Here is a 25,308-nt window from a genome sequence, read left to right as displayed (position 1 = left end):
GGAGGACGGACGTATGCGCGCACATTCGGCAGGGCCGCGCCGCGGCAGGTGGCGGAGAGCGGTGATCCTCGGCCCCGTCATCGCGGTTCTGGCGGCGGCCTCCGCCGCCCTGACCCCGACCGCCCAGGCCACGGTGCCCTCGGCACCGTCGGGCTTCACGCTCACCTGGAGCGACGACTTCAACGGTGCGTCCGGCACCGGAATCGACCAGAGCCTGTGGAAGTACGACACCGGGCCGGGCAGCAGCTTCGGCACCGGTGAGATCGAGACCATGACCAACAGCACCTCGAACGTCTACTACGACGGCCAGGGCCACCTGGTGCTCCAGGCGCAGCACTCCGGCTCCGACCCGTCGAGCGGGTGGACGTCCGGCCGGGTGGAGACGCAGGCGGCGACGTTCGGCGCGCCGGCCGGCGGCGTCGTACGGATGGAGTCCGTCCTCCAGCAGCCCAACGTCACCACCGCCAACGGCGCGGGCTACTGGCCGGCGTTCTGGATGCTCGGCTCCACGCTGCGCACCGGCACCACCTGGCCGACCTCCGGCGAGGTCGACATCATGGAGGACATCAACGGCCGCAGCTCCGACTTCAGCACCATCCACTGCGGGGTGAACCCCGGCGGCCCGTGCAACGAGTCCACCGGCATCGGCTCGGGCGAACGCGCCTGCTCGGGCTGCCAGACCGGCTTCCACGACTACGCCGTGGAGATCGACCGCTCGGTCTCGCCCGAGCAGGTCCGCTTCTACCTCGACGGGAACAACTTCTACACCGTCAGCGCCAACCAGGTGGACGCGACGACCTGGGCCAACGCGATCGACCACCCGTTCTTCATCATCTACGACCTGGCGATGGGCGGCGGCTTCCCCAACGCCTTCGGCGGCGGCCCCAACTCGGCCACGGTCTCCGGCGGCAAGCTCGTCATCGACTCCGTCGCCGTCTACAACAAGGCGCCCGGCTCCGGCTCCGGCGGCTCGGTGAGCGGCCAGACCATCACCGGCCCGGGCGGCAAGTGCGTGGACGTGGCAGGTGACGACACCGGCGGCGACGGCACCGCGGTCCAGCTGTGGGACTGCCAGTCGGCGGCGAAGGACCAGCACTGGACCTGGAGCGGCCAGACCCTCCAGACCCTGGGCCGCTGCCTGGACATCGCGGGCGGCGCCAACGCCAACGGCACGCAGCTGCAACTGGCCACCTGCAACGGCGGCGGCTACCAGAACTGGGTGCGCCGGACCGACGGTTCGCTGCTGAACCCGACCACCGGCCGCTGCATCGACTCGCCCTCGGACGCCACCGCCAACGGCACCCGGCTCCAGATCTGGGACTGCAACAGCTCCGACGCCCAGAAGTACGCCATCGGCACCCCGATCTACGGCCCCGGCGGCAAGTGCGTCGACGTGGCGGGCGACGACGTCGGCACCGACGGCACCGCGGTCCAGCTGTGGGACTGCCAGCAGGCGACCTCGCTGGACCAGAAGTGGACCTGGAACGGCCAGACCCTGCGCACGCTCGGCCGCTGCCTGGACATCGCGGGCGGCGTCAACGCCAACGGCACGAAGCTGCAACTGGCCACCTGCAACGGCGGCGGCTACCAGAACTGGGTGATCGACTCCGACGGTTCGATGTCCAACCCGACCACGGGCCGCTGCATCGACTCCCCGTCCGGCGCCACCGCGAACGGCACCCGGCTCCAGATCTACGACTGCAACGGCTCGGCCGCGCAGAAGTTCGCCCTGGCCTGACCGGCGGACGCGCGGACGCAGCGAAGCACTGGGAGGGGCCCCGCCGGTCACGGCGGGGCCCCTCTCCCACCCCGGGTCGGCGGGGGAGTTCAGCCCAGCGAGAGCGGGTCCCTGGACGGTGCGTCGCGCTGGTCGGTGAACAGCCCCTCGGGCGGCGCGAGGACGGGCAGCGGCTCGGGCGGGTCCTGGTGGCCGTCGGCGCAGCGGCCGAACGGGCCGAGGTCCGGGTCCATCAACACCCGCAGGTGCGGGTCCACATGGTGCAGCCACCAGTGCGACAGCCCCATCGCCGGGTCGAAGCGCAGGTGCTCCCAGGCCCGCCAGATCGCGTCCAGCCGGGACAGCGCCTGGGCGTGCCGGTACCACTCCGGACACCACACCCGGCCCGACCCGGGCGCCGGGCGCGGGACGAGGTGGATGAAGCGGTCGGTGACGAACTCGTTGACGTTCCCGTAGAGCAGCTCCGCCGACCGGGCCGCCCGCACCTCGTCCTGCCGGATGTCGTCGGCTGTCTCCGCGGCCTCCGCTGTCTCCGCCGGCCCCGCTGTCTCCGCCGGCCCCGCGCCCGGCTCTCCGTCCTGCGGTGCGGTCATGGCCTCATCCACTCCTCTGCTCTGCGGCGTTGTACGTCAAGGGCGTCGTCATAGCGGCCGACGCGGTGCAGCACCTCGGTGAGCCGGCGCAGCGACCGGTTCAGGCCGGCCTGGGCGTCGGTGTCGTGCGGGTCCCGGTCCACCAGCAGCCGGTAGCCGCGGACCGCGAGCCGCGCCGGCGCCACCGCGCGGGCCGCCCGGCGCACATCGTGCGCCCCGCACCGGCTCAGCGCCCCCGCCAGGCTCCCCAGCAGCGCCGCGGTCCGCCGCGGTGTCAGCTCCCCGCGGCCGGCCAGCGTGTGGCAGGCTTCCTCCGCCTCAAGGGCGGTCGTCCAGGCCGCGGCGTCCCGGCCTGTCATGGCCTGCCCCTCCGCGAGGCGCAACAGGCCGTAGCAGAGCAGCAGTTCGTGGGCCGACCGGTCCGCGCCGGCCAACTTCCGCCGCAGGCCCACCTCATGGGCCGCGACCTGCACGGCCTCGCCGAAGCGGCTGGTGAGCATCAGGGCGCGGCCCAGTTCCGTACCGGCGTCCGCCAACTGCCGTTCCGCGCCCGGGTCGTCGGCCGCCAGCCGCGCCCACAGGCCGTACGCCTCCCGCAGCGCGGGGACCGCGCGGCTCTGCGTGGCCTGGGTCGTCAGGTAGCTGGAGCCGAGGTCGTACAGGCAGTACGCCAACTGCCGCCGCGCTTGGCGGTCGGTCCGGGCCAGCCGCCGGTAGGCCGGGAGCGCCTGGCGGAGCACGATGCGGACGGCGACCTGCCGGTCGTGCTTGCGGTAGAGGTCGGACAGGTCGTGCAGGGCGCTGGCGTACTCGTACGTGTAGAGGCTGGGCGCGTACCGGCTCAGGGTGCGGCGGATGGCGAGGGCCTGGTCGTGGGCGGCGAGCGCGTCCGCGGGGCGGCCCAACGCGTCGTAGGAGCGGGCGAGTTGGAGGGCCAGTACCGACTGGTTGTGCAGGTCGCTCGCGCTGAGCGGCAGCGCGGCCTGTGCGTAGCCGGCCGCGGCCTCCTCGCCGAGTTCCACCGCCGTCCAGTGGTCCCGCTCGTCCTCGTGGAGGAAGGCGAGCATCCTCAGGGAGTCGGCCAGGCGGAGCCCGGCCGATCCGTGCCCGTCGCGGGCGAGGGCCTGGCGGTGCCCGATGGCCGCCATGACGGACGCCCGCGCCGCGGCGCGGTCCCCCTCGTAGAACTGGTTCCAGGCGAGGTTGTGCAGCACCTGCGCCAGGGTGGAGCGGTGGGCGGGCACGTCCGCGGCGAGCGGCCCGAGCAGGGCGATCGCCTCCCGCTCCAGCGCCATGCTCCCCTCGGGGGGCCGGCCCGCGGCGGCGTAGTCGACGGCCAGGCCCATCAGCGCCTGGGCGAGGTCGCCGGAGTACGCGTCGGGATTCTCCCGCGCGGCTTCGCGGAAGGTCCGGACGGCCTCCTCGCTCAGGGCCAGCGCCGGGGCGTCGGTGTTCCGCTGGAGGCGCCAGAGGTTGGCGCTGCGCGCGACCAGCGCCATCGGGAGCAGATGCGGGTCCGGGTCGGGCAGGCGCCAGGCCAGCGCGCGGGCCCGCCGGACGGCCTCGGCGGTGTGGTCGTCGGACCGCGCGACCTGGTCGAAGTCCGTGGTGGTCGGGTCGAGTTGCCAGACCACGTACGACTGGTCGACCAGCGCCCGCACCAGGCCGCTCTCGCGCTCCGCCGTGTCCTCCTCGCCGCCGCCTTCCTCGGTGAGCGCGCGGAAGAGGGCGAGGGCCCGCGTGCCGGCGCGGTGGGCCCGGGGGAGGTCACCGGTCTGGCGCAGGGTCCGGGAGAGCAGGAGCAGGGAGTCGGCCCAGCCGGCGCGGTGGGCCGGTGCGCCGGTGGCGGCGGCGAGGCGTTCGCGCAGGGCCGCGGCGGCGTCGGCGGCCTCGCCGGCCGCGGCCAAGTCGCCGGTGGCGAGGTGGCGTTCGGCGAGCTGGTGCAGGTCGGAGGCGTGCTCGCCCAGGGTGCGCGGGTCGTCGGTGGCGGTGCGCTCCAGGTCGTCCAGGTCGGCCAGGTCGGCCAGGCTGTCCGGTCGGCTCAGCTCGCTCAGCTTCCGGGCGACGTCCAGCGCGTAGCCGCGCAGCACATGCGACTGCTCCGGCAGCGTATGGGCGTGCGCCCGAAGCATCGCCGCGGTCAGGGGCGCGTCGTCCGGAGTGGCGCGCAGGGTCTGCCGCAGCCGGTCGACGACGGTGCTCGCCGCGCCGGGGCGGCCCTCGTTGGCGTGGGCGACGGCGGCGCGGGCCAGCACCGTGAGGATCTGCGCGCGCTGGTGGTCCGGGGCCCGGGAGAACAGCCGGGTGAGCAGCCCGTCGTCGCGTACGACCTGCTCGGAGGCGTGGTACTCCGCCAGCCGGTCCGGCTCCAGCCGGCCCCAGTGGCTCCCCTCGGACGAGGGGTACAGGTCGCGCAGCCAGGCCGTGAGCGCCGCCACGGTGCCGTGCGGTGCGTGGGGCAGCAGCCGCCCGACGGTGGCGCGGGCCTCGTCGGCGTCCTGCGCCGGGCACAGCACGGCGGTGGCCGCGGCCTGCGCGAGCAGGTCCTTCTCACGGCGGCTCATGCCGCGCTCGTCGGCCACCTCCAGCCAGTACCGCCGTTCGTGGCCGATGAGTTCGGCCTCCAGGGTGCCCTGGTCCTCCTCCTCGGGCGGGGCCGCCGCCGGGTCCTGCGCGGGCCGGGCCTGGCGCAGCAGCGCGGCCAGGGCCGACATCTGGACCGTCAACGCCGTCTGCCGGCCCGGGTGTTCGGACGCGAGGCGCCCGGGCGGGGCGTCGGCCAGGGCCGCCGCGGCCGCGCGCCAGTCGGGGCCCGCCGGGTCGGCGGTCTCCGCCAGGCGCCGGGAGAAGTCCGCGACCGCCCGCTCGAACGCCTCTGCCCGGTCGGCGACTTCGGGGCTCAGCGCGTGCAGCCGCACCTCGCGGACGGCGCCGGGAACCCGGTCCTGCCAGGAGCCGAGCGAGCGGGCGAGCAGCAGCAGGCGCACCGGGTGCCAGACCTCCGCGGCCTGCTCCAGCAGCTTCCGCACCACGTCGGGCCGCGACTCGGCGTAGTCCACGACCAGCAGCAGCGGGTGCTGGACCGTACGCAGCAGCCTCAGGTCGGCGGGCTCGCCCCGCACCTGGCCGACCACCCAACCCCGCCCGCGCAGACGGGACATGAGCTGCCGCGCCAGCCGGGTCTTGCCCTGGCCGCCGGGCGCGGTGACCACCCGGAGCGACGGCACGGCGCCGTGGTCGGCCAGGCACCACCGCTCCAGGTCGGCCAGCGTGTCCTGCCGGCCGTGGAAGGACACCACCTCGGCGTCGGCGCGCAGCAGCGTCGTCGGGGACGTCAACTCGCGCTTGGGCGGCGCGGGTTCCAACAGGTCGGCCAGCTCGGCCGGTTCGAGCAGCGGCTCGGTGCCGGTGGCCGCGCGGACCGCCGTACGGAAGCCCTCGCACGCGATCAGGTCCGCACTGCGGGTGTACGTCAGCCGGGTGCCGTGGCGCGGCCGCCGGTCCGCCCGCACCACGCCGAGCAGCAGCGGCTGCCCGGCCGCGAAGACCGCCGCCCCCGACATCCCCGACCACGGCGTCGCCCGCGAACCCGCCGTACCGTCGCCGTCGATCCCCAGCACCCCGGCGTCGTCCAGGATCTCGAACGTCGCGCCGCCGTGCGGCCGGACCCGGCCCACCAGCTTCTCCCAGTCCCCGCCGCGTGCCCGCTGCTGCCGCGGGAACCCCGCCGCGGTGACCGGCACCTCGCCGCCGCCCGTCACGCACCACCCCCAGCGCTGCGGGCGCCGCCCGAAGTCGCCGCGCAGCGGCCCCGGCACCGTCCACCGCGGGCTGCCCGCCGGGATCTCCAGCAGGGCGGCGTCCACCGGGCCCGCCGCGTCGTACCGCCACCACCGCACCGCGGCAGGGCAGTCGGCGTCCGTACCCGGGAGCGAGACGGCCACCTGCCCCGGGGCCGCGCCGTCGCGCGCCAGCAGGTGGGCGGCGGTCAGCACCAGCCGCGGCGCGATCAGGTAGCCGCTGCCGAAGCCCGCGGCCTGCACCTGGACGACCCGCTGGAACTGCACGTCCCGCTACTCGAAGTCACCCACGGCGACGTCCGCGCCGCCGCGCTCCGGCTTCAGCCGCAGCGTCACCCGCTGCACCGACCGGCTCGACCGCTCCCGCCGCGCCTCGGCCTCCACCACCCCGAACCGCAGCCGCCCGCCGCCGTTGCCCGCGCGCACCAACTCGACCTCGAACTCCGCGGTGATCTCCCCCAGCACGAACCTCAGCTCCGACCCCCGGGCCCGCTGCTCCGCCTCCGCGACCTGCGTCCGCAGCACCTCGATCGCATCCGCGAGGTCCAACCACTCCCCGCCGCCCTGCCCCACCTCACCCATCCCCGCCACCCCTCCCCGTTCCCCGTCCCGGCATCGTATCGGCCCACGCCCCCGAAATCCCGTACCCCGCCGGGCGACCCCCCGCCCCCCGAGACGGCAGGACCGACGCCCACCCGTGCGTGCCGAGTCATGGCGTTCGGATCACCTCGCACACCGCGATCCACCACGTCCGCACGGCTTACCCCGCGCGCTTCACCCTCGATGCCACCCAGGACCGAACAGTTAGCAGCGTGTCTCTGTAACGGGCAAGTGGCTGGCGGCTTCGGTCGAAGGGATCGGCGACAGGTCAAGCGCCGGTGGCAGCAGCAGGACCTGGTGCGGGTCGAACGCCCGGAACGTCTTGTCCACCGCCGCCGGACGACCGTGCGGCTGCTTCTTCCCGACCGGCTCGATCTCGAACAGCCCATCCCGATCACGCATACCGAGATCATCCCGGACGAATGATCACCCCACCCAGCAGGGTTGTCGCATCTGACTTCCGCTCCTAACCTGACGGAATGTTGGGTATCGGGCACTTCTGGGCTTTCCTCGCCGTGGTCGCTGTGTTGATCGCTGTTCCAGGGCCGAGCGTGGTGTTCGTGGTCGGGCGCGGGGTGGCGCTTGGACGCCGGGCGGCGCTGGCCACGGCGGTGGGCAACAACGGCGGGGTGCTCGTCCAGGCCGTCTTGGTGGCCTTCGGGTTGGGAGCCGTGGTCGCGCGGTCGATCGTGGTGTTTTCGGTGCTGAAGTTCGCGGGCGCGCTGTATCTGGTCTACCTCGGTATCCAGACGTGGCGGCATCGCGGGGAACTGGCCGTTACGGACGCGCAGCAGCGGCCACCCGCCAACATGCGGCGCGTCGTCCGGCAGGGTTTCGTTGTCGGGGTGAGCAATCCGAAGGGCTTCCTGATCTTCTCGGCGGTGCTGCCCCAGTTCGTCAACCGCTCGGCGGGGCACGTGACACTGCAACTCCTGCTTCTCGGCATCGTCTGCGCCGTTGTTGCTCTGGTTTCCGACTCAGCCTGGGGGCTCCTCGCCGGGACGGCGCGTGGCTGGTTCCGCGGGTCGCCCCGCCGCCTGTCCGCGATCGGCGCAGCGTCCGGGGCGGTGATGGTCGGTCTCGGCGTCCGTCTGGCACTCACCGGGAATGACGTGTGACAACGCACCGGACTCTCGAAACGTTGCGCGGGCGCCGGTTACTGAGACACGCTCCTAGTGCTCTGACCGGGAAGGTTCGCCGGGGCCGGACAGGCGGAACTCCGTGCGGACGCCACTGCTGGCGGATAGCGTCTTGCTCACGGTGAGGGGGGTTTGTGATCAGGGCAGAACGTTCAGTTCCACCCCGCGTGGTAGCCGCGGAGGGTGTCGCTGTCGAGGCGGGATTCAAGAAGAGTTGCCTCTCGGAGGTTGGCAGGCTGCTCAGCCTGGCCGCTACCGTGAAGCCTCACGGGGTCATCGCGGAGAGCGGCACCGGTTCGGGAGTGGGCACTGCCTGGCTGCACAGCGGCCTCGGCGCCGGTGCCCGCCTGGTCACCGTGGAGCGTGACAGGGAGCTGGCCCGTCGAGCGGCCGGCGTCTTCGCGGACGATGAGCGTGTCACCGTTCTCACCGGGGACTGGCGGCTGCTTGAGCAGCATGCCCCCTTCGACGTCTTCTTCTGCGACGGCGGAGGCAAGCGTGACGACCCCGAGGGGGTCATCGAGCTGCTTGCTCCCGGTGGTCTTCTCATCCTGGATGACTTCACCCCCTCGCCCCATTGGCCGCCTCGTTTTGGCGGCGAAGTGGATGAACTCCGCCTGTTCTACCTCACTCATCCAGCCCTGGATGCCACGGAGGTACTCACAACGCCGGTCAGTTCAGCGGTTGTTGCGGCACGCCGCCTCTAACCAGGAGGGTGGCAGCGGCTCTTGATCAAGCCGCGAGGGCCGGTCTGCCCCCCAGCGGATGCCCTTCCGCTGCCCGGCCGCGCCCGGTGGCTTCCTCACGCCGCACCGCTTGCGTCGGCTGTGGGCGGCAGAGCGGCGCCTTCTTCCGTCCTCGGGGGAGAAGGTCGTACGCCATGTCCGTCTACCGGTCGGCTCTGGTCCAGGAGGCGGTGCATGACGACCGCGGGGATGGCCGGATTCCGGGCGGCCTGGCATGCGGTGGCCGTGCGGTGCAGGAGCGCGGTGACGACGTGGACGGGCAGCCGCGGGTCGGCGGCGGCTGTGTCCCTGATGCCGTGGTCGGGATCGTCGAGCAGCCGGACCACCGCGTCGCTGGACAGGCGCGGGTCGCGCAGGGCCTGTCGGCGGACATCGGGGCGGCTGTCCTTGCTGAAGAGTTCCACCAGCTCTGCCGAGGAGCTCGGGTCCATGAGAGCCAACCGACGGGTGCGGGGATCAGGGTCGTCCGCGTATCGCAGTGTGTGCCGGCGCGGGAAGTTGGGGTGGTTGACGATGCGTACGAGCGAGTACCCGTTCCACTTGCGCGCCATCTCCAGGAGCACCTCAGGCGGTGCCTCGGAGCAGCGCTCGGCGAGGAACAGCCGTACGACCCAGTCGTCGTCGTGTGCCAGCAGCGCGACCACGTCCGGCGGCAGGTGCTCCATCCATGCGACGCTGCGGCGCAACATCGGGTGGGCGGAGGCGGCGCAGCGGCGTACCGCTGCCTCGTCGGCCGCCAGTGCCAGGACCCACGGGAGCGGGTTGCATCGGGCGCTGGGGTCGAACTCCACTGCTATACGGGAGCGTTGCGCCTCGGTCAGGTCCGGCCGGACCGAAACCAGCAGGCGGACGGCGGGGTCGGGGTCCTTGCCGAGCCGCGCCACGAGGTCGGCGTGCAGACGCACGTTCTGTGCGGCCGCCCGGCGCAGCGTGGGTCCGACGCCATAAACCAGGCTCTCGGCCAGTCCCCGTGTGAGCATGCAGTCTGCGGCGGCCCGTTCGCGGTGGCGGTCATCCGGAAGCCCCGCAAAGCAGTCCACCGGCATCGGCACACAGTGGTGGTGCCGCAGGACAGCCGCGGTGCGTACCCCCGGGTCAGGGTCGGTGCGCAGAGCGGCTTGCGCCGAGGAGTCCAGGTGCGGCCAGGCACGCGGCGCGGCAGCGCGGCGGACCTCCGGTGCCGGATCGGAGGCCAAGGCAGTGAGATGCCGTACGGGCAGGTCCCGGTGGAGAGCCAACTCGGCGCGTACCCGCGGACTGGGGTCAGCGGCGAGCCGGGCGAAGGTCTCGTCGGTGAGTTCCGATCGGTCGTCCACGGCACAGGTGAGGAACACCCAGCGGTGGGCCGGGTCAGGGTCGCGGAAGAGCCGGGCCCGGTGCCGGGCGTCAAGCATCGAGCGCTCCGCCAGCCCTTTGCGCACGTTCCAGTCCGGATGCGCGATCCAGTCCTCGACCACCTCCTCGGGAAGTTCCCGAAAGACCAGCCCGGACGGGAGACGCTCCCCGGGGCCCACGTCGAGGAGTCGCCGCAGTACGGACGCGGGCGCCGCGCGGTTCCGGGCCAGCCCGTCGCGCCACGCGCGGCCCAACTGGCTTGAGGGGGAGCACCGTTGGAGGGCGCACTGCCAGGCGGCTGCCGCGTGCGGTTCGCTCGGTGCGCGTTCCCCACCCGTATTCGTCACGGCCACCATGTTCCTCCCTTTGCCTTGTGCGGACAGGCGTTGGCCAAGGCGCGGTCTTTCGCGGTGGGGCCCGGGCGGTCACACTCGCGGGCGGCTGCTGTAGGGGACGTGCGGGAGGTGAGGGGGAGGCATGGCGAGGAAGCGCAGGCGGCGGTCGGTCGCGCGGCGGAACGCCGTACTGGGGGGCGCGGCCGTGGCGGCGCTGCTGGTCGCGGAGGCGTGGGCGCGCGTGTGGCCGTACGTGGTGGGGGTCGCGGGCATGGGGGCCGTCGGAGTGGCGGCGTGGTGGATGTGGCGCACGGACCGGTCGGCGCGCGGGGCGGACCGGCGGTGGCGGGCGGAGGAGGCGCTACGGCTGGGGCGCCGTTCGCTGGCCGAGGTGGACGCCCTGAGCTGGCAGGACTTCGAGCGCTACGTCGCCGAGCTGTGCCGCCGCGACGGCTGTACGGACGTCACCGTCACCGGCCGGTCCGGCGACCTCGGCGCGGACGTGACGGCGACGCTGCCCGACGGCCGCCGCCTGGTCGTGCAGTGCAAGCACTACGCCCCGCACCGCACCGTGCCCAGCGGCGACGTGCAGAAGTTCATCGGCACGGCCTGGCTGCACCACCGCGCGGACGCCGCGGCCTTCGTCGCCACCTGCCGTTTCAGCAACGCGGCCCTCGCGCTGGCGGTCCGCCACCGCATCCTCGCCGTCCACCGCGACCTGCTCGGCCAGTGGAACACCGGCACCCCGCTCCTCGCGCTCTACCCCCTCAACGGCACCGCCCAGGGCCCCCGCCCCACGCGCTGAGCGCCCCACCCGGCGGCAGGCGTGCTTCTCGACGCGTTGCGCGACGCCAGCGAGCGCCGTCAAGTGATCGTCACCAGCCACAGTCCCGATCTTCTCGACCGCCACGACTTCGATCTCTCCGAATTGCGTGCCGTGCGCTCCATCGGCGGGGAGACCAAGATCGGTCAACTGGACGAGGCGGGCGTTCTCGCCCTTCGCGAGCAGCTCTACACTCCCGGTGAACTCCTCCGGAACGACCAGCTGCTTCCCGACGTGACCGCGGCCCCAGGTCCGGGGGCGCAGCGATGACGTCCACCCCCACGGTGGCCCCGATCGTGGAAGGCCACGGCGAGGTCCGAGCGGTGCGCGAGCTCATCAGCCGTATCGCCGCGGAGATCTGCGGGACCTGGACGGAGGTCGCCTCCGTCCGGCCTCGTCATCCGGGCGTGGTGCGGGAGGGCTTGGAGGCGTACGAGGGTCTGGGCGGCGGTGAGGGGCGGTGTCGCGGAGGTGGTCGACGTCCTCGGGGTCGTTGGCGGTGCGCGCCCCGAAGGCGCATGTCCTTCGGGGCGCGCGGCAGGGGTTTCGGGTTCAGGCGTTGTAGCCGCCGTGGGCGTCCAGCACCGCGCCCGTGACGTACGACGCGGCGGGGCTCGCCAGGAAGGCGATCGCCGCGGCGATTTCGTCGGGGTGCCCCATGCGTTGCAGGGACAGCGAGCTGAGCAGGGCCTTGAGGGTGTCGGGGTCCGGCGGTTGCATGCCGCTGTCCATCAGCCCGGCTTCCACGACGTTGGCCGTGATGTCGCGGGGCCCGAGGTCCCGTGCGACCCCCATGGTGTACCTCTCGATGCCTGACTTGGTCGCCGAGTAGTCGGCAACGCCCGGGACACCGACCCGGGAGCCAAGTCCGGAACTCACCGTGATGATGCGGCCGCCCGTGCGCAGCACCCGGGAGGCGGCCCGGATGACGGCGATCACGCCGAGGTAGTTGGTGGCGTGCATCCGGTCCAGTGCGGCGGTGTCGGCGTCCGGGTCGTCCACTGTGCGGCCCTGCTCCACCGAGATCGCCGCGTTGTTGACGAGGATGTCCAGACCGCCGAAGTGCGCGACCACGTCGTCGATCAGCGCCGGCGCCCGGCTCGTGTCCGCCTGGTCGGACTTGAAGGCGACGGCCTTCGCTCCCTTGCCCTGCACCTCGTCGACGACGGCCTGCGCCTGCTTCTCGGAGCTGACGTAGGTGAAGGCGACGTCGGCGCCCTGCTCGGCCAGCAGCCGTACGGTCGCGGCTCCCAGGCCGCGCGACCCCCCGGTGACCAGGGCGACCTTGCCCGTGAGTGGCTTGCTCATTCTTCTCACCTCGTTGATTGGTCCGACAGTCGCAACGGTAATTGTTACGACAGTCTGTTGCAACATTCGCTGTTACGACTGACGTATCATGGAGCGTTGCGGCCGAAAGGAGGAGTCCATGAGCGCCAACAGCAGGCTGACCATCGCCGCGCACGCGCTGGCCTGGATCGGCCTCTACCAGCGCCAGGGACATGAGGTCGCCACCTCCGAGCAGATCGCGAGCAGCGCGAACACCAACCCCGTGGTGATCAGACGGCTCCTCGGCGAGCTGCGCAGGGCCGGGCTCGTGGAGTCCCGGCGGGGCGTGGGCGCGGGCTGGTCGCTGGCCCGCGATCTGGAGTCGATGACCCTGCTCGACGTGTACGAGGCAGTGGAACCCGGGCCGCTGTTCGCCATGCACCGCACCACCCCGGACCAGGGATGCGTGGTGGGTCACGGCATCCAGCCGGCGATGCAGAGCATCTACGAGGGCATCGAGGAGACCGTGAGAGCCGAGCTGGCCCGCGTCACCCTCGCGAACGTCCTCCGGGACGTACTCGCGGCATGACGTGATCTTGTTCCCGTGCCGCGCTCCGGCGTGGACACCCGACAGGAAGCGGTTGGGGCGGGCAGTCGAGCGGAGTCAGGCGACGACCCGGGGGTCGGGCCGGAGGCGGGCGGTGAGTTCGGCGACGACGTTCCTGCCTGATCGTCGTCGTAGGAACGCCCGCCGAACTCCAGCCCTTCGAAGGGGCTGGACAGCAGGAATTCCTCGAAGCCGTCCGTGGCCAACCGGACCCACCGGTTGAGCATCTCCGGTAGCGCTTCGAGCTCGGTGTCAGCGAGCTCCGCGTCGAAGTGTCCGGCCTGGTCCTCAGGCAGGGAGCCCCGAATGTCGCGGACAATTCGCAACGGATGGCCCGGCGCCGCAGACCCGGGCGCACGCGCAACGTCGCCAGTCGCACCTGTCACGGTCACCCCCCAGGCGTCTGTCACCCGCCAGGCTAAGAACTCCTGACGAAATGATCTCCAAGGTGGTTGGATTACTCCGGGACTGATGACGTCACCTCAGTGAGACCGACGTTCTGATGTGGCCGTCGACCGAAGGAGGCGGCACATGGCTGTCGTCATGGATCTGATCTGCTACCCCATCAAGGGATGCGCGGGCACTTCGATGAGCGATGCGCTCCTTACGTCGGCGGGCCTCGCGCACGACCGCAACTTCATGGTCATCAGCGAGGACGGGGTCTACCGCACCCAGCGCCGCCACCCGCGCCTCGCCCTGATCCGGCCCGCCGTCAGCGCCGACGGCGCTCGACTCACGCTCGACTCGGCCGACAAGACGGGCCGTTACGGCACAGTACGCCTCGACGTGACCACGTCCGCGCCGCGCCGCGACGTCGATCTGTTCGGCGCCGCCTTCCAGGGGATTGACCAGGGTGACGACGCCGCCGCATGGCTCTCGGAGGTCCTCGGCACCCCCAGCCGTCTGGTCCGCGTGCCACCGGAGCACGACCGGGTCGCCGACGGCCTGACCCCTGGCCCCTCCGGCTATGCCGACAGCAGCGCCGTGCACCTGCTGTCCCGCGCCTCCCTCACCCTCCTCAACCGGCGGATGGCCGAGCGTGGCGCCCCGCCCCTGTCGATGAACCGCTTTCGCCCGAACATCGTCGTCGACAGCCGCGACGGTCTCGGTCATGACAGCGACGGCGGCGACTGGGCCGCCGTACCGCACGCCGAGGACCGCGCACGCCGCATCACCACCGGCGGGGCCGAGTTGGGCTATGCCAAACTCGCGGTGCGCTGTGCGGTCACTCTGGTTGAGCAGGAGGTTGGAGCGCGGCGGGGGCGGGAGCCCCTGCGTACGCTCGCGGGCTACCGGCGAGCGGCGAGCGGGGGCGTAGTGTTCGGCGCGAAGTTCTCCGTGATACGGCCGGGGAAGCTGTCAGTCGGCGACGAGGTGGTCGTCCAGGAGTGGGGCGACGCCGAACGGTAGGAACACCTAGTGCGATGACTTCAGGCGCCGCCAGCAGATCAGTGCGCACCCAAGGGTGAGGAAGGCTTCGTGGATGTCGTCGCGGATCTCCCAGCGGATCCGCAGGCGGCGGAACCAGTGCAGGTGGGCGAACGCGCGTTCCACGACCCAGCGTTGGGTGCCCAGGCCAGAGCCGTGCTCGGTGCCGCGGCAGGCGATCAGCGGCTTCACGCCGAGATCCCAGACCAGTCGGCGGTACTTGTCGTGGTCGTAGCCGCGGTCGCCCAGCACGACGTCCGGGCGGCGGCGGGGCCGGCCGCGTTTGCCCCGCACGGGCGGCACGGCCTGGAGCAGTGGGATCAGCTGGGTGACATCGTTGCGGTTGCCACCGGTCAGGGTGGCGGCGAGCGGGATGCCGGTGGCATCGGTGATCAGGTGGTGTTTGCTGCCCGTCCGGCCCCGATCGACGGGGCTTCGTCCGGTCTTGGGCCCCCTTTAGCGCCCGGATGTGGGGGCCGTCGACGGCCGCCCGGGTGAAGTCGAGGGCGTTCACAGCACGGAGCTTGGCGAGGAGGTCTTCGTGCAGCCGGGGCCACACACCGGCTTCTGTCCACTCGGCCAGGCGACGCCAGCAGGTCATGCCCGAGCCGAAGCCGAGTTCCTGCGGCAGGTGTTCCCAGGCGATCCCGGTGTGCAGCACGAACAGGATGCCCTGGAACACCAGCCGGTCAGGATGCCGCTTGCGCCCAGGATGTCGGGTCCGACGTTCGACTGTGGGCAGCAGCGGCTCGATCACCGCCCAAAACTCGTCGTCAACTTCCCACGGCTTCAGTCGAGCCACCCCACACCTCGGATCATCAGTCCCGGAGTGATCCGACCACCTCGTGGATCATTTCGTTAGGAGTTCTAAGGCCACCCGCTGTCTCCCCGAGCAGGGATCAGCGCCCGAGCCCGCCCGTCGAGGAGCCGCCGCCCGTCGAGGAGCCCCCGCACCGCAGGGGTGCCGTACAGCGGGGGCCGTTCAGAGGGCCGGGGCGGGGCGGACCGGGTAAGCCGGGAGGCGGGCGTCCTTGAGGGAGGACGGGGAGAGCGAGAGACCGAAGCGCTGCTCCACGACCCCGAGGGTGCGGCGGCGGACCTCGGTGTACGGCTCGTCCTCCGCGGCGAGCAGCGCGGCACCGTCCGGCCGCAGCACCTGCCCGCGTACGAGGTCGGGAACGAGCAGGTCCGGCTCCTGACCCCAGCGCCAGATCTCCTCGCCCAGCCCGAAACCGCACAGCGTCACCCCGTCCCGCGCGTAGAAGACGGTGGCCGGCGGGTGCTCCCGCATCGGCGCGTAGCGGACGGCCTCGGCGCCGAGGCGGGACACCTCCGCCAGCCGCGCCGCACCGCCGGTGTCCCCGTACTCCACGGCGAACGACCAGCCCTCCTGCTCGCCGACCCGGACGACGCCGTCGCCGTCCCCGTCCGCCTCGTACGCCTCGCCGAGGTCCCAGGCTTCGGCGTCCGTGATCGGCTCGGTCACCGCGCCCGGGTCGCCGCCCATGCGTACGGCCAGCTCGTGCGGCGATATCCCCCGCGCGAACACCACCCCGGACATCCAGTGCTCCAGACCGACCAGCCAGCGAATCCCGTCGCCCATGCAACCCGCTCCCTCACCCTGCGGCTGTGTCACCCGGCACGCACCCTACGCAGTGCCACCGACAACGCGGCTTCAGCGGTGCTCGGCGGAGGCCGCTCGCAGGGCGGCCGCCGCACCGTGCGGAACCGGTTCACCGTGCCCGAAGACCGCGGTGTCGACGTCCAGTTCGGCGAGGCGGTGGAGCGACGCGATCGCCCGGGCGCGGTCGGTGTTGAAGACGCCGAGGGCGGTCCGGCCGACGTTGGCGACGGCGTCCCCGGTGAACAGGGCCCGCGGCCCGGGCAGATGGAGAGCGATCGACCCGTCCGTGTGCCCGGGCACCGCCACCACGACGGCCCCGCCGCCGAACTCCAGTACGTCGCCGTCCGCCACCTCGCGGTCCACCGCGCACGGCGGGGCCGGGGGCAGCGCCGGAAGGGCCGCCATCAACGGCACCTCGAACTCCGCGAGGACCGGCGGCGCCCCGGCCGCCTCGCCCCGGATCACCGGTGCCTCCAGGCGGTGGGCCACCACCTCCGCGCCGTGCCGGGCGGCCAGTTCGGCGGCCGAGCCCGTGTGGTCCTCGTGCCAGTGCGTCAGGACGATCCGCCGCAGTACGCCGTCCAGCACCTCGTCGATCGGCGCGGCGCTGCCCACCGCTCCGGTGTCGATCAGGGTCAACTCGTCGCCGTCACGCCACAGATAGGCCGCGCCCACCTCGAAGCGGAGCATGCGCAGGCTCGGCAGTACCTCGATCACGTCCATGCCGTCAGTCTGCGCGGCTGCCCGGACGGGCGTACGGCCGTTCGCTGACGGCTCACCGTCCGCTGACGGCTCACCGCGGTTCGCTGACGGCTCACCGTTCGCGGTCAGCTCACCGTTCGCCGGCGGCTCGCCCTCCGCTGACGGCTCACCGCCGCCCGTCGGGCCCGGGCAGCACCGCCAGCGCGGTCTCCGCGACGTGCCGCACCGTCTCCGGGTCCAGCCCGGCCTTGCCGACCGCCTCGACACCGCGGACCACCGTCAGCAGCAGCGCCGCCAACCGCTCGGGGTCCGCGGCGCTGTCGATGTCGCCGTGGCGCTGGGCGGCGCTGATCTCGGTCCGCAGCAGGGCCAGCAGCGCCGTCATGGTCTCGGCCGAGCGCGCGGCGACCGTCGGATCGTGCTGGGCGAGTTCCGCCGCGCCCTTGGCGAGCAGGCACCCGCGGCGCTCGGCGTCGGAGGCGGTGTTCTCCGCCATGAGGTGCACGTATGCCGACAGCCGGGCCCAGGCTTCCGCGTCCGGGCCGCCGGCCAGCTGCCCTTCGGCCACTTCTACGACCGCGGCGCACCAGTCGCCGAACACCCGGTGGAACAGCTTGCCCTTGTCGCCGAACGCGCCGTACAGGCTGCCCTTGCCCAGGCCGGTCACCTGGGCGATGTCGTCCATCCGGGTCCCCGCGTAGCCGGTCGCCCAGAACTGCTCCCGGGCCCGCTCCAGGACGTGGCGTTCGTCGAACGCGCGTGGTCTCGCCATGGTCCCAGGCTAACCGTTCTTGACTCGATCGTCCATTACTGCCTACGTTGTGGACGATCCATTCCACAACCGAAGGGGTTCGACATGGCAGGCGCGTTGCGGGAGAAGGTGGCCGTGGTCACCGGGGGGAGCAGCGGGATCGGGCTGGCCATCGCCCACCGCTTCGTCCGGGAGGGCGCGCGGGTCTTCGTGACCGGCCGGGACGCCGACCGCCTCGAAGCGGCGGTCGGGGAGATGGGCCCCGCGGCCACCGGCATACGGTCCGACGTCTCGGTCCTGGCCGACCTGGACGCGCTCTACGCGCAGGTCCGCGAGCAGGCCGGACGTATCGACGTACTGGTGGCGAACGCCGGAATCGTCGCGGACGCCGCACTCGGCGCCCACACCGAGGCGAACGTCGACCTGACGCTCGCCGTCAACGTCAAGGGCACGCTGTTCACCGTGCAGAAGGCGCTGCCGCTGCTGGCGGAGAACGCCTCCGTCCTGGTCGTCGGTTCGAGCAACAGCGTGCGGCCCAACGAGCACCTCGAGGTCTACAGCGCCTCGAAGGCGGCGGTCGCCAACCTCGTGCACAACTGGGCCCGGCAGTCGCGGGAGCGCCGGTTCCGGGTCAACGTCCTCAGCCCCGGGCCGACACGGACCCCCGGCCTGCTGAACGCCGCGGGGCCGGACGCCGACCGGTTCGCCGAGGCCGTCGTGCCGCTGGGGCGGCTGGCCGACGCCGAGGAGATCGCGGAAGCCGCCCTCTTCCTGGCCTCGGACGCCTCGTCGTTCGTCACCGGCGCCGAACTCTTCGCCGACGGCGGCTACACCCGGGCCTGAACGACGGCCGGCGGTGCGCCCCCTTCCGGAGCGACGGGGCGCACCTCCGCCCGCGCGGGCGCGCCGTACGAGGGCCGGCGCGCCGCGGTCGCCCGCACCGCCCCAACTCCCGCCCGACACACGCGAATCCGCCCGCCGCCACCTGCGTCCGCCATGGACGCGACAACCGTTCCCCGCTACTCTCACTGCTGTTCCGCCGCCCCACGCACCCCACTGCCCCCACCCGACGTGTGACAACGTTGTCGGGTACATGGCGGCGGAACGGCCCGCGAGAACTCCCCTTACCCCCACAAGGACCAGGAGCCACCGCCATGAAACGTACTGCCGCCTACCTCGGCGCCCTCACCCTGGCCGCCACCGCGTGGACGGTGGGCACGGCCCACGCCGCCCCGTCCTCATCCGGCACGACCACCTCTTCCGGCTCCGTCGAGCGGACCACCTTCTCAACCGCCCAGCAGGACAAGGCGATCGGCTTCTGGACGCCCGAACGGCTGCGCGCCGCCAAGGACGTGTCCAGCCTGACGCCGGCGCAGGCGGCGGGCACGGCCGCGAACACCGGCAGCGCGAGGGCGGGTTCGGCCGCCGACCCGGCCGGACCGGAGGTGAGCGTGCCCCCGGCGGCCGCCCCCGCCTCGCCCACCCGGACCTCCTCCGGCGCGGTCTCCCCGCTGTCGTCGCCCACCGCCTGGACCGGGGGCGGCCTGATCGCCACCACCGCCGGGAAGGTCTTCTTCCAGAACGCGGCGGGCGGCACCTACGCCTGCTCGGCCACCGTCGCCAACAGCGACAACAAGTCCGTGGTCCTCACCGCCGGGCACTGCGTCGTCGACGCCTCGACCGGCGAGGTCTACCAGAACTGGGTGTTCATCCCGGGCTACGCCAACGGCAACCGCCCCTACGGCACGTTCGCCGCGCGCAGCCTCTTCCACGACGGCCAGTACGTGTCCACCGGCGGCAACGCCAACTGGGACTACGGCTTCGCCGCGGTCGGCACCGTCAACGGCAGCACCCTCGTGGACACCGTGGGCGCGCAGGGCATCGCGTTCAACTCGGCGACCGGCCAGCACGTCCACTCGTTCGGCTACGGCGGCTCGGACGCCGAGGGCAACGGCGAGCGGCTGAACCACTGCGAGGGCGACGAGTTCGCCGACGCGGGCCGCGCCGACTCCACGATGTGGGGCATCGACTGCGTGCAGACCGGCGGTTCGAGCGGCGGCGGGTTCCTGGCGTCCTTCGACAGCTCGGCCGGCAGCGGTTACCTGGTCGGCAACATCAGCGTCAGCTCCGGCAGCAATGAGTACCACCCGGTGCTGGGCAACAGCGCGCTCAGCGTCTACCAGCAGGCGGGCGCGGCCTGATGCGTGCGGGCGCGGTCTGAGCCGCCGCTGTGCCCGCGCGCGTTTGTGCGCCGCACCGTGTCCCCGCGGTGCGGCGCACGGCCGACTGCCCCCATGCTGCGGCTACTTGCCCGCGCCGACCGGGTCCACGGTGATCGAGGAGGTGGTGCTGTCGGTCACCGGGACGTTGATCGAGACCGGGACCGTGTGCGAGTGCGTCTCGTTGGGCGGGGTGACGACCATGGACGTGAAGGTGACGCCGCTGCCGCCGCTGGTGTTCTCCGGGTAGTGCAGGGTGAAGCGGGTCTCCTCGCCGGAGGCCAGCGTGACGTCCGGCGCGCTCACCGAGCTGCGGTCGACACTCTGCGTACCGTAGTTGCTCTTGAGGTCGACCCCGGGGAAGCCGTGCATGGTGCAGGTGCCGGCGCCGGTGTTCTTCATGTTGACCAGGATCTCGCCCTCGCCCATCCCGCCGGAGACGCTGAAGGAGAGGTTCGCGGTCTTGCACATGCCGCCGTCTGCGGTGCCCGAGCCGCCGGAGCTGCCGGAGCTGCCGGAGCCCGAAGTGGCCGACGTGCCGGTGCCGTTCGCGGTGCTGGAGGAGGTGCCGCCGGCGGTCGTGCCGGAGGAACCGGAGGAGGAGCCGGAGGAGCCGCCGTCGTCCAGGGTCGAGCCCACCGCGGTGGAGGGCGCCGTGCCGGACGCGCTGTCGGTGTCGTCGTTGCAGGCGGTGAGCGACAGCCCCGCGGCCACCGCGACGAGGGCGACGATCGAGAGCTTCCCAAGACGCATTGCTTCTCCTCCGACATGGTGCCCGCCCCTGCCGAGCGGACCCTTCTGATCTTCCAGGACACCGCCGCCACCAGCGGAGTTCCGCGCCGGACCGCATCAAGACCGCGCTGTGACACACGAGTGGGGTCCCTGTGACGTACGCGGCCGGCGGCTGGGGGAGCACGCCGCCGACTACGGCAGGGCGGCCGCGATCTCGGCCTCGGGCCGGCCGGTGTGCAGGGCGAGCAACTCCGTGATCAGGTCGTCGAGGGGCGGCCAGGGGATCGTGCCGTGGTCGTTGTAGAGGCTGATCAGGCCGTGCATCGCGGTCCAGAGCAGCAGCCCGGCCTGCCACCGCTGCTCCTGTGTGGCCCGGACCCGGTCCGGTGCGGCGGCCGCCGCCAGTGCGTCGATGACGGCCCCGAGCATCTCCGCGCCGGCGCCGTGCTCGGACCGCGGGACGAGGTCGGCCGGCATCCGCCCGCCGAAGAGCGTGCGGTAGGGGCCGGGTTGGCCGACGCCCCAGCGCACATAGGCCGCGCAGCGGGCGACCAGCTCGGCGAGCGGGTCGCGGGCTGGGCGGGCGGCCTCCTCCATCAGCCGGGCCAACTCGTCGTAGCGCAGCCGCAGGACATACTGGACCAGCGCGCCGAGGTCCGGGAAGTGGCCGTAGATGCTCGCCGGCGCCACGCCGACCTCGCGCGCGACCTGCCGGAGGGTGAGGGTCTCCGGCTGGTCGAGGGTCGCCAGCAGCTTCGCGGCCGCGTCCACCAGCTGGGCCCTGAGCACCTGCCCCTGGCCGCGCGGATTGCGGCGACGGGCCGCGGGCGCGGCCTTCTCCTCGGGCTCGGCTTTCTCCTCGGGTGCCACCTCGCCCCCTTCCGACCAGCGTGAACCGGTGAGCAACGACGGTCCAGCCTACCGCTCGGCCGCCTTGACAGCCGTAACCAACACTTGTTTACTCATGTAGCCAACAGTTGTTCAGTAAAGGCGGACGATCATGCGTATCGCAGTACTCGGAGCGACCGGCCGGACCGGTCGCCTGCTCGTCGAGCAGGCGGCGGAGCGGGGCCACGACGTGGTGGCCCTCGTCCGCGCGCCGGACCGCTACACCCCGCCCGCCCCGGCGGGGCGCAGCCGGGTGGAGGCCCGGCGCGCCGACGTCACCGACCCCGGCGCCTTCCCCGCGCTCGACGACATCGACGTGGTCCTCTCGGCGATCGGCATCGCCAAGGGCGACGGCCCCGGCGCGCTGGTGGCCGGTGCCCGGCGGCTCGCCGAGTCCGGGGTCCGCACGGTGTGGCTCGGCGCGCTCGGCGCGGGGCCGTCGAAGGGGGCCGGCGGGCTGCTCTACTCGGTCGTGATGCGGGTGTTCGTCGGCGGCGAGCTGGCCGAGAAGGCGGCGGCCGACCAGGTCGCGCTCGACGCGGGCGCCACCGTGTTCCACGCCCCCGACCTCGCCGACGGCCCGGTCGCTCCGGCCTGCCGCGTCCTTCCGCTGGCGGACTACCCGCGCCCGTTGCTGCCGCCGCGGATGTCGCGGGCGAGTGTGGCATCCCTCATGCTCGCCGAGGCGGAGAAGCCGACCCCGACTCCGGGGATCGTCGTCCCCCTCGTATGACCCGGGTCGCGCTGGGAACGGGGGAGCCACGCACGGTCGGAGCGCCCCGCCCCCTCTCCACGCGACGTCGACCGTACGTCGTCCCCGGCGGCCGCCCCTCCGCCGCCGGGCGCCGGCCCCCACGCGGCGGCCCTCGGCACGGCGACCTCCCACAAGGCCCGGTCCTCCGACAACCGCGCGCCCCGGCGACCTCGGGGCGCCCGAAGTCAGCGGGCGGCGTCGGCTGGGCGCTTCAGTCGGCGGGTCGAGCTTCTCGCTCAGAAGCCATGGCCGGGAGCGGCCGCCAACTGGCGGCGACATCGCGCATGATCAGAGCGCAGTCCAGGGTCGCGCTCCCCGACGGGAAGGAGGCCGGGTCGTCGAAGAAGGACGACGCGGCCGAGCGAACCCGGCCGGCCTCTACGTGCCATGTGCCGGCCCGCAGTTCCATGCCCTCCAGGTGAGGGCCAGAAGTGGTGGCCGAGAAGCCTTTTGTCCCGCCTCGGAAGAAACGGGAAGCCTCGGCCAGATCGGCGAAGAGCTCGCTGCCTCGGAGCTCGTCGGACGGCTCGACGGTGACGTCCACCCGGGTGTCGCCGTCCCATGTCGCCAGCGCGACGCGCAGCTGACCAGGTGTCTCGTGCACCTCGAAGTGCGCTCGGCCGTGTTCGCCGGGGAAGAGGCGGCCTCCGGCCCAGACGTTGAGCCGCGAGGCGGTGTCGCGTCGTGGGATGTAGACGCCTGACTCGACGCCGTCCTGACCGTCCCACTCGACGGCGATCCGATGTGCCGCGTTCTCGCTCCGCAGGCCGAACGCCTTTGGTGCCCATGCCGGGCGGACATGTCCCAGGCGCAGCAGGCAGATCCCCGCAACCGCGTAGCCGTGCACGAGTTGCGGGCGCAGGGGCCCAGGAAGGAGGCGTGCTGCGGCGTCCGGGGCGACTCGATAGTTCACCAGGAGCCGTCGTTCGATGACGCTGGACAATCGCGGCTGCCTCATGATCCCTCGCTCTGCGCCCCGGCGCGTCATTTGGTGTGGCGACACACGATCTGCTCGGGGCAGACGGTGCTGAGGAACCGGTCGGCACCGGCGACCGCGTCAGAGGTGAGCCGCCTGCCGGAAGTCGCGCGGAGTGATGCCGTAGGCGGCGCGGAAGGAGCGGGTGAAGGTGGCATGGTCCTTGAAGCCGCAGCGGGCGGCGATGGCGTGGATCGGCTCGGCGGGCGTGGAGGCGTCGGCCAGGGCGCGGCGGGCGGCGGCCAGCCGCTGGGCGCGGATGTAGGCGGATACGGTCGCGCCTTCGGTTTGGAAGAGGCGGTGCAGATGGCTTCGGGATATGTGGTGCTGGGCGGCGACGGCACCCGGCGTCAGGTGAATGTCCCCCAAGTTGCGCCGGATGAAGGCTTGCATTTCCAGAATCTTGGTACGTGTGCGGGTTTCCGGAGAGAGGCGGTCGTCGGCGTCGAGGGCGCGCGCGAACAGTCCGGTGACGAGGTCGGTGAGCACCTGGCCGAGTCGGGGGGCCTCGGCGGGAGCGTAGTTGTCGGTGTCGTGCGACACCTGGATGAGGAACTGCGCCAGCAGTAGGCCGATGCCGTCGCGGGCCGACAGGCCCTGTCCAATCACCTGCTGCACCCGGCTCCAGGGGAGGCCGAGCGACGTCCTGGGCAGTTCGACGCCGATGATCTCGTGCTGCCCGGGGTGGCAGTGGATGACGTAGGGCACGGAGGTGTGGTTGGTGTGGAAGTCGTACGGGCCGAGGGCCCTCTCGGAGCGGTCCCACTGGGCCACGCCGCCACCGCGCAGGACGAGGGTGAGATGGCAGCTCTCCGGGTCGGACTGCCGCACGAGCCTGACGGGCCGGTGCCAGGTCAGATGCGGGTAGGCCGCGGGCCACAGCATGGCAGCGCCCAGCGAGAACTGGCGCAGCGTCGCACGGTAGTCGTCGGCGGATTCGCTGGTCAGGTGTACCGGCGCGTGCGTCTGGCCCAAGAGCTGCTGCCATGCGTCGAACCGGTCGGCCGCCGGTAAATCGATGCTGTTGAAGATTTTTACGTCGAGCATCCGGCCCCCCGATGCCTTATGTCTGGAGATACGCCCACCTCGCGAGGTGGAAGGTTCTCTCCCCCCGACCACTACACACCGCGACTCGACGCCCGACAAGAAGCGGTTTCAGCCTGCCTCGCCACTCTGGTGAAGAGGGAACGACGGGCAAGGTCCATGCGCCACCACCGCGGGGCTGCGATCGTGATCGCTGCGTGAAGATCCGAGCCTTGCCGGGATGGTGCGCGGAGGGCCTGCTGGGGACGCAGAGACAAGAAGAAGGCCACTGTGTGCCAAGGCGCAAACCGTTCTGACGGCGATATTTTCATGCGGCGGGAACATATACCGCGAGGAATGCGAATGCGCCGCCGGGAGGGATCTCGGGGGCGCAGATGGGGGAAATGATGAAATTCGCTCGTAGGGCGGCCATCGCCCTGACCGGTGTCGTGATGGCCGGCGGCCTCGCCACGGCGACGGCCGGGTCGGCTTCCGCCACGACCCAGCAGACGGCCATGGCCGGGCGGGTGGCACCGGCCGACTGCGTCATCAACTACGTTCCGGTCTACAACGGCTCCACCTTCGCCGGTGATGCCTTGTGGAACGCCAACCCCGACGATTGCGCGAACGGGGACAACCTCGGGGCCTTCGACGACCTCACCGACGGGTACAGCGTCGTCGCCCACCTGAGCACGGGCCGTCGGGTGGCCACTTCCGGATACACCGCCCCGTCGCCGATCATCTGGAAGGGCGGTGATCTGCCCGAGGGCCACCTGTACCACATGTGGGGGTGCCTGTCGAAGAACGGCGTCGAATCGCAGTGCACTCGGGAATACGACGTGTATTCCTGACAGTTCGCGGATTCTTCTGCTCCCGGGTGACGTCACAGGCGTGAGCTCCGATCCCGAACGACCAGTGCCGATCCCCTCACTCACTAGGCATGAGGGGATCGGCACTGTCGTGGTCGAGCTGTTGTTGCCGTTCAGATGACGCCGAAGTCCACGTCTCCCGAACGGACCAGGTCCAGGAGCGCTCCCCAGCCCTCGTGCGTCACGTGCAAGGCCGGACCGCTCTTGTCCTTCGAGTCGCGGATGAGGATGTCCGCGTGCACCGAGAGCCGGTTGGCCACCTCGACGCAGCTGTTGCCGGTGCCGTCGCTGTACGACGACTTGAACCAGGCGTCCTCAGCGGCCAATTGGCTTGCAGGAACGTACGTGCTCATGGCTCTA

The 25,308-nt window shown here is 72.2% G+C and carries 26 protein-coding genes; 12 read left to right on the top strand and 14 right to left on the bottom strand.

The window, feature by feature from the left end:
- Nucleotides 1–61: 61 nt before the first annotated feature.
- Complete coding sequence (locus AC3ERT_RS28090) at nt 62–1,738, top strand: ricin-type beta-trefoil lectin domain protein (RefSeq protein WP_435131534.1); 1,677 nt, start codon at nt 62–64, stop codon at nt 1,736–1,738.
- Between the two features lie 89 nt (nt 1,739–1,827).
- Here AC3ERT_RS28090 and AC3ERT_RS28085 read toward each other — a convergent pair whose 3' ends face one another.
- Genes AC3ERT_RS28085 through AC3ERT_RS28075 form a run of 3 tightly spaced genes read right to left on the bottom strand, consistent with a single transcriptional unit; the run spans nt 1,828 to nt 6,713 of the window.
- A complete protein-coding gene (locus tag AC3ERT_RS28085) occupies nt 1,828–2,331 on the bottom strand; it encodes a DUF4913 domain-containing protein (protein WP_335983783.1) in 504 nt (167 codons plus the stop codon).
- Nucleotides 2,328–6,398, bottom strand: coding sequence for a hypothetical protein (locus tag AC3ERT_RS28080; RefSeq protein WP_435177504.1), 4,071 nt, complete (start codon nt 6,396–6,398; stop codon nt 2,328–2,330). The genes AC3ERT_RS28085 and AC3ERT_RS28080 overlap by 4 nt, the downstream gene beginning before the upstream one ends.
- Before the next feature lie 6 nt (nt 6,399–6,404).
- On the bottom strand, nt 6,405–6,713 hold the full coding sequence (locus AC3ERT_RS28075) for a trypco2 family protein (protein ID WP_435131531.1): 309 nt from the start codon (nt 6,711–6,713) through the stop codon (nt 6,405–6,407).
- 249 nt (nt 6,714–6,962) lie between these two features.
- Here AC3ERT_RS28075 and AC3ERT_RS28070 point away from each other — a divergent pair, with 249 nt between their 5' ends.
- From AC3ERT_RS28070 to AC3ERT_RS28060, 3 genes are all read left to right on the top strand, one after another.
- A complete protein-coding gene (locus tag AC3ERT_RS28070) occupies nt 6,963–7,157 on the top strand; it encodes a hypothetical protein (protein WP_435177502.1) in 195 nt (64 codons plus the stop codon).
- 53 nt (nt 7,158–7,210) lie between these two features.
- Nucleotides 7,211–7,849, top strand: a complete 639-nt coding sequence (locus AC3ERT_RS28065; protein ID WP_435177500.1) for a LysE family translocator — start codon at nt 7,211–7,213, stop codon at nt 7,847–7,849.
- A gap of 188 nt (nt 7,850–8,037) precedes the next feature.
- Nucleotides 8,038–8,577: an O-methyltransferase gene (locus AC3ERT_RS28060; RefSeq protein WP_435177498.1), complete on the top strand. Its 540-nt coding sequence runs from the start codon at nt 8,038–8,040 to the stop codon at nt 8,575–8,577.
- Nucleotides 8,578–8,672: 95 nt separating this feature from the next.
- Here the strand turns inward: AC3ERT_RS28060 and AC3ERT_RS28055 are convergent, their stop codons facing one another.
- Nucleotides 8,673–10,298, bottom strand: coding sequence for a PE-PGRS family protein (locus AC3ERT_RS28055; protein WP_435177496.1), 1,626 nt, complete (start codon nt 10,296–10,298; stop codon nt 8,673–8,675).
- Nucleotides 10,299–10,428: 130 nt separating this feature from the next.
- Between AC3ERT_RS28055 and AC3ERT_RS28050 the strand changes: the two genes are divergently transcribed.
- Together AC3ERT_RS28050 and AC3ERT_RS28045 are read left to right on the top strand one after the other, a co-directional pair.
- Nucleotides 10,429–11,091 carry a restriction endonuclease gene (locus AC3ERT_RS28050; RefSeq protein WP_435177494.1) on the top strand — a complete coding sequence of 221 codons (663 nt, stop codon included), beginning with the start codon at nt 10,429–10,431 and terminating at the stop codon, nt 11,089–11,091.
- Between the two features lie 21 nt (nt 11,092–11,112).
- Nucleotides 11,113–11,379 carry a hypothetical protein gene (locus tag AC3ERT_RS28045; protein WP_435177492.1) on the top strand — a complete coding sequence of 89 codons (267 nt, stop codon included), beginning with the start codon at nt 11,113–11,115 and terminating at the stop codon, nt 11,377–11,379.
- A gap of 282 nt (nt 11,380–11,661) precedes the next feature.
- Here the strand turns inward: AC3ERT_RS28045 and AC3ERT_RS28040 are convergent, their stop codons facing one another.
- On the bottom strand, nt 11,662–12,417 hold the full coding sequence (locus AC3ERT_RS28040) for an SDR family NAD(P)-dependent oxidoreductase (RefSeq protein ID WP_335983794.1): 756 nt from the start codon (nt 12,415–12,417) through the stop codon (nt 11,662–11,664).
- A gap of 118 nt (nt 12,418–12,535) precedes the next feature.
- On the opposite strand from AC3ERT_RS28040, the gene AC3ERT_RS28035 reads away from it, so the two are divergent.
- Complete coding sequence (locus tag AC3ERT_RS28035; RefSeq protein WP_335983796.1) at nt 12,536–12,964, top strand: Rrf2 family transcriptional regulator; 429 nt, start codon at nt 12,536–12,538, stop codon at nt 12,962–12,964.
- A 549-nt stretch (nt 12,965–13,513) separates the two neighbouring features.
- Nucleotides 13,514–14,392, top strand: a complete 879-nt coding sequence (locus AC3ERT_RS28030) for an MOSC domain-containing protein (RefSeq protein ID WP_435131522.1) — start codon at nt 13,514–13,516, stop codon at nt 14,390–14,392.
- A 6-nt stretch (nt 14,393–14,398) separates the two neighbouring features.
- Here AC3ERT_RS28030 and AC3ERT_RS28025 read toward each other — a convergent pair.
- The 4 genes from AC3ERT_RS28025 to AC3ERT_RS28010 form a co-directional block, all read right to left on the bottom strand.
- Nucleotides 14,399–15,212 (bottom strand): IS5 family transposase gene (locus AC3ERT_RS28025; RefSeq protein ID WP_435177490.1). Its coding sequence is split into 2 segments (ribosomal slippage): nt 14,399–14,855 and nt 14,854–15,212, totalling 816 coding nucleotides; the frame shifts between segments, so codons are not numbered across the junction.
- A gap of 180 nt (nt 15,213–15,392) precedes the next feature.
- On the bottom strand, nt 15,393–16,013 hold the full coding sequence (locus AC3ERT_RS28020) for a DUF6461 domain-containing protein (protein ID WP_435177488.1): 621 nt from the start codon (nt 16,011–16,013) through the stop codon (nt 15,393–15,395).
- 72 nt (nt 16,014–16,085) lie between these two features.
- Nucleotides 16,086–16,757 (bottom strand): MBL fold metallo-hydrolase, encoded by a 672-nt coding sequence (locus AC3ERT_RS28015; protein WP_435177486.1) that lies wholly within the window; start codon nt 16,755–16,757, stop codon nt 16,086–16,088.
- A 145-nt stretch (nt 16,758–16,902) separates the two neighbouring features.
- The gene (locus tag AC3ERT_RS28010; protein ID WP_435131517.1) at nt 16,903–17,508 is read right to left on the bottom strand and encodes a TetR/AcrR family transcriptional regulator; all 606 of its coding nucleotides are present in this window, start codon (nt 17,506–17,508) and stop codon (nt 16,903–16,905) included.
- An 84-nt stretch (nt 17,509–17,592) separates the two neighbouring features.
- On the opposite strand from AC3ERT_RS28010, the gene AC3ERT_RS28005 reads away from it, so the two are divergent.
- Complete coding sequence (locus AC3ERT_RS28005) at nt 17,593–18,330, top strand: SDR family NAD(P)-dependent oxidoreductase (RefSeq protein ID WP_435177484.1); 738 nt, start codon at nt 17,593–17,595, stop codon at nt 18,328–18,330.
- Between the two features lie 311 nt (nt 18,331–18,641).
- Nucleotides 18,642–19,688 carry a trypsin-like serine peptidase gene (locus AC3ERT_RS28000; RefSeq protein WP_435131515.1) on the top strand — a complete coding sequence of 349 codons (1,047 nt, stop codon included), beginning with the start codon at nt 18,642–18,644 and terminating at the stop codon, nt 19,686–19,688.
- Nucleotides 19,689–19,790: 102 nt separating this feature from the next.
- Here the strand turns inward: AC3ERT_RS28000 and AC3ERT_RS27995 are convergent, their stop codons facing one another.
- On the bottom strand, nt 19,791–20,459 hold the full coding sequence (locus tag AC3ERT_RS27995; protein WP_435131513.1) for a DUF4232 domain-containing protein: 669 nt from the start codon (nt 20,457–20,459) through the stop codon (nt 19,791–19,793).
- Between the two features lie 171 nt (nt 20,460–20,630).
- The gene (locus AC3ERT_RS27990) at nt 20,631–21,308 is read right to left on the bottom strand and encodes a TetR/AcrR family transcriptional regulator (protein WP_435177482.1); all 678 of its coding nucleotides are present in this window, start codon (nt 21,306–21,308) and stop codon (nt 20,631–20,633) included.
- Nucleotides 21,309–21,438: 130 nt separating this feature from the next.
- Here AC3ERT_RS27990 and AC3ERT_RS27985 point away from each other — a divergent pair, with 130 nt between their 5' ends.
- On the top strand, nt 21,439–22,059 hold the full coding sequence (locus AC3ERT_RS27985) for an NAD(P)-dependent oxidoreductase (RefSeq protein WP_435131510.1): 621 nt from the start codon (nt 21,439–21,441) through the stop codon (nt 22,057–22,059).
- Nucleotides 22,060–22,291: 232 nt separating this feature from the next.
- Here the strand turns inward: AC3ERT_RS27985 and AC3ERT_RS27980 are convergent, their stop codons facing one another.
- Entirely contained in the window at nt 22,292–23,038 is a 747-nt protein-coding gene (locus AC3ERT_RS27980; protein WP_435131509.1) for a DUF2071 domain-containing protein, read from the bottom strand.
- Nucleotides 23,039–23,137: 99 nt separating this feature from the next.
- Nucleotides 23,138–24,103: a helix-turn-helix transcriptional regulator gene (locus AC3ERT_RS27975; protein WP_435131507.1), complete on the bottom strand. Its 966-nt coding sequence runs from the start codon at nt 24,101–24,103 to the stop codon at nt 23,138–23,140.
- A gap of 380 nt (nt 24,104–24,483) precedes the next feature.
- Here AC3ERT_RS27975 and AC3ERT_RS27970 point away from each other — a divergent pair, with 380 nt between their 5' ends.
- Entirely contained in the window at nt 24,484–24,930 is a 447-nt protein-coding gene (locus AC3ERT_RS27970) for a hypothetical protein (protein ID WP_435131506.1), read from the top strand.
- 131 nt (nt 24,931–25,061) lie between these two features.
- Here the strand turns inward: AC3ERT_RS27970 and AC3ERT_RS27965 are convergent, their stop codons facing one another.
- Nucleotides 25,062–25,301 carry a DUF397 domain-containing protein gene (locus tag AC3ERT_RS27965; RefSeq protein WP_435131505.1) on the bottom strand — a complete coding sequence of 80 codons (240 nt, stop codon included), beginning with the start codon at nt 25,299–25,301 and terminating at the stop codon, nt 25,062–25,064.
- Nucleotides 25,302–25,308: the final 7 nt, after the last annotated feature.

This window comes from Actinacidiphila sp. bgisy145, assembly GCF_057708125.1.
This window is presented reverse-complemented; position numbering and strand designations above follow the sequence as displayed.